The organism is Pseudomonas sp. Sample_9 (assembly GCF_004307535.1).
Classification (GTDB): domain Bacteria; phylum Pseudomonadota; class Gammaproteobacteria; order Pseudomonadales; family Pseudomonadaceae; genus Aquipseudomonas; species Aquipseudomonas mercuritolerans.
The window spans coordinates 1-3843 of record NZ_RAZO01000212.1; the positions used below are offsets into that span (position 1 = coordinate 1).

The following is a 3843-nucleotide window of genomic DNA, read 5'->3' on the forward strand; positions in this document are numbered from 1 at the left end:
ATCAGCCCGGGTCGCGGAATCCCGGATGGAAGTCTTTCGGCACCGCCACGCTGACGCTGTCACGCGTAGCAATATCAATACCTTCACTGGCCACTTCGGCCAGGAAATCGATCTGCTCCGGGGTGATCACGTACGGCGGCAGGAAATACACCACGCTGCCCAGCGGCCGCAACAACGCACCACGTTCCAGCGCATGCTGGAACACCTTCAAGCCACGACGCTCCTGCCAAGGGTAGGCCTCTTTGCTGGCTTTATCCTTGACCATCTCGATGGCCAGGACCATGCCGGTCTGGCGCACTTCGGAGACGTTCGGGTGATCGACCAGATGCGCGGTCGCCGAGGCCATGCGCTGAGCCAGCGCCTGGTTGTTCTCGATGACGTTGTCCTGCTCGAAGATATCCAGGGTCGCCAGTGCCGCAGCGCAGGCCAGCGGGTTGCCGGTGTAGCTGTGCGAATGCAGGAAGGCGCGCAGGGTCGGGTAGTCGTCGTAGAAGGCGCTGTAGACCTCGTCGGTGGTCAGGCACGCGGCCAGCGGCAGGTAGCCGCCGGTCAGGGCTTTCGACAGGCAAAGGAAGTCCGGGCGGATGCCGGCCTGTTCGCAGGCGAACATCGTCCCGGTGCGGCCGAAGCCGACGGCGATTTCGTCGTGGATCAGGTGCACGCCATAGCGGTCGCAGGCCTCGCGCAACAGCTTGAGGTACACCGGGTGATACATGCGCATACCGCCGGCGCCTTGAATCAGCGGCTCGACGATGACTGCCGCGACGCTGTCATGATTCTCTGCCAGGGTCTGTTCCATGGCGGCAAACATGTTGCGTGAATGTTCTTCCCAGCTCATGCCGTCGGGGCGCCCGTAGCAATCCGGGCTCGGCACCTTGATGGTGTCCATCAGCAGGGCTTTGTAGGTCTCGGTGAACAGCGGCACGTCGCCGACTGCCATCGCCGCCATGGTTTCGCCGTGGTAGCTGTTGGTCAGGGTGACGAAGCGCTTCTTGTTCGGTTGGCCGCGATTGAGCCAGTAGTGAAAGCTCATCTTCAGCGCGACTTCGATGCACGACGAACCGTTATCGGCGTAGAACACCCGATTCAGACCTTGCGGCGTCATCTTCACCAGACGCTCGGACAGCTCGATCACCGGCTGATGGCTGAAACCGGCAAGAATCACGTGCTCGAGTTGATCGACCTGATCCTTGATGCGCTGGTTGATGCGCGGGTTGGCGTGGCCGAACACGTTGACCCACCAGGAACTGACCGCGTCGAGGTAGCGCTTGCCTTCGAAGTCTTCGAGCCAGACGCCTTCGCCGCGCTTGATCGGGATCAGCGGCAGCTGTTCGTGGTCTTTCATCTGGGTGCAGGGATGCCACAACACCGCAAGATCGCGTTGCATCCACTGGTTATTCAGGCCCATTAACAGTCTCCTCGAGGCGGCTCGCGTCAGGCGCGGGCGAACAATCGCGCAAGCCTATGCAATGCATCGCGCGGGAACAACCCATTGTGTCGATTGAGCTACTTTGTCTGAGCCGATAGACGTCGCTGGCGGCGTTTTGATGGCTAACGTATTCTTCGCGGTTCTTTGAGTCGTCTGACTCGCAAAACTGCTTTTTCCCACATGTTTTTCCGGAGTTCGCTGAATGTCTGTCGGTTGGCTGCGCGCCTGTGCGCTGGTGATGTTGGGGCTGTTCAGCGTTACGGCGCTGGCCAAGGATAAAACCGCAATCGTGATCGGCGGTGGCCTGTCGGGTCTGACCGCCGCTTACGAACTGCAGAACAAAGGCTGGCAGGTCACCCTGCTGGAAGCCAAACCGAGTCTGGGCGGCCGCTCGGGCATGGCCACCAGCGAGTGGATCGGCAACGACAAGACTCAGCCGGTGCTGAACAAGTACGTGTCGACCTTCAAGCTCGGCACCACGCCGGCGCCGGAATTCGTCCGTACCCCCGGTTATCTGATCGACGGCGATTATTTCTCCGCCGCTGATCTGGCCACCAAGCAGCCAGCCACCGCCGATGCGCTCAAGCGCTACCAGAAAACCCTCGACGATCTGGCGCGCTCGATCGACGACCCGCAGAACCCGGCGGCGACCGCCACCCTGCATGCACTGGACCAGATCACCGTATCGAGCTGGCTCGACAAGCAGAACCTGCCGGCCACCGCGCGTCAGTTGATCAACCAGGACATCCGTACCCACTACGACGAACCTTCGCGTCTGTCGCTGCTGTATTTCGCTCAGCAGAACCGCGTCTATCGCGGCGTCTCCGACCGCGACCTGCGCGCCTCGCGTCTGGTCGGTGGCAGCCAGGTGCTGGCCCAGGCCTTCGTCAAACAGATCAAGACCATCAAGACCAGCTCGCCGGTCTCGGCCATCATCCAGGACAAGGACGGCGTGACCGTCAAAGTCGGCAGCGTCGGCTATCAGGCTGACTATGTGGTGCTGGCGGTGCCTTTGCGCGCACTGAACAAGATCTCGCTGACCCCGGCGCTGGATGCTCAGCATCTGGCAGCGATCAAGGGCACCAACTACGGTTGGCGCGACCAGATCATGCTGAAGTTCAAGACGCCAGTGTGGGAAAGCAAATCGCGCATGTCCGGCGAGATCTACAGCAATACCGGTCTGGGCATGCTCTGGATCGAACCGGCGCTGAAGGGTGGCGCCAACGTGGTGATCAACCTGTCCGGCGACAACGCTCGGGTGATGCAGGCGTTCGGCGACAAGCAGATGGTCGATCAGGTGCTGATCCGTCTGCACGCGTTTTATCCACAGGCCCGTGGCTCGTTCACCGGTTATGAAATCCGTCGCTACAGCACCGACCCGTCGATGGGCGGCGCCTACCTGGCTTACGGCCCAGGGCAGATCAGCAAGTTCTGGCGCCTGTGGGAACGTCCGCTGCAACGCGTAGCGTTCGCCGGCGAACACACCGACACCTTGTACCCGGGCACCCTGGAAGGCGCACTGCGCACCGGCCAGCGCGCGGCCAGCCAGGTTGAAGATCTGGCGGCAGGCAAGTCGTTTGAACCGGTCAAAGTGGTTCCGGCTGCAGCAGCGGCAGGCGCGGCGGGTGCGGCGGCGGCGAAGAAGGGCAACTTCTTCAGCAACCTGTTCGGCGGCTCGGATGACGAGAAGAAGCCTGAGCCTGTGAAGGCGCCAGAGCCAGCACCTGCTCCGGCCGCTCCAGCACCTGCACCGACCCCGGCACCTGCGCCAGCGCCGGTGGAAGCACCGAAACCAGCGGCCCCGGTGAAAGCCGAGCCGGCAAAGAAAGCAGCGGCCAAGCCAGCGGCGAAGAAACCGGCGGCAAAAACCGACACGAAAAAGCCGGCGGCCAAACCGGCGGCGAAGAAGGCTGAACCGGCGAAGAAGCCAGCGGCCAAGCCTGCTGCAACGACCGAGACCAAGGCGCAGTAAACCTTGGTTCATATGAAAAACGCGGCCCTCGGGTCGCGTTTTTTTTGCCCTGCGTTTGTGTCCTTCGCGGACCGGTTCCATGGCTGACCTGCGTACCGGAGGCTTCCCACAAGACGCTCGGAATCAGGTGATAGCGGCTGCCCGTCGACCAATTTTATGCTGGGAAAAATTGGAGCTCTCTGATGAAAACACTCACGCTGATACTGTTGCTGATTGCACTTCCCGGTTGTAGCAACGGGCAATTCTTTCCCGGCGGTTATGGTTCGGAACTAGCGCATAAATGCCAGATAGATCCTTACAATGCCGAGTGCCTGCAACCGCCCGCAGTACTTCACAACTAGCCAGTCACACCGTCTGAATCGGTCAGAACTCCCACTTGAAGAACTCTGTCCCGTTCGGCAGTTTCCTCAGCCACTTTTGCTTGGGTTTGCGCAGGCGCCCG

At 61.3% G+C, this 3843-nt stretch carries 2 protein-coding genes; one reads left to right on the forward strand and one right to left on the reverse strand.

Features of this window, described 5'->3' with window-relative positions; all coding sequences use genetic code 11:
- Window position 1 precedes the first annotated feature (1 nt).
- Window positions 2–1408 (reverse strand): adenosylmethionine--8-amino-7-oxononanoate transaminase, encoded by a 1407-nt coding sequence (locus tag D6877_RS11560; protein WP_130910860.1) that lies wholly within the window; start codon window positions 1406–1408, stop codon window positions 2–4.
- A gap of 223 nt (window positions 1409–1631) precedes the next feature.
- Here D6877_RS11560 and D6877_RS11565 point away from each other — a divergent pair, with 223 nt between their 5' ends.
- Window positions 1632–3401, forward strand: coding sequence for a flavin monoamine oxidase family protein (locus D6877_RS11565; protein ID WP_130910861.1), 1770 nt, complete (start codon window positions 1632–1634; stop codon window positions 3399–3401).
- Window positions 3402–3843 lie beyond the last annotated feature (442 nt).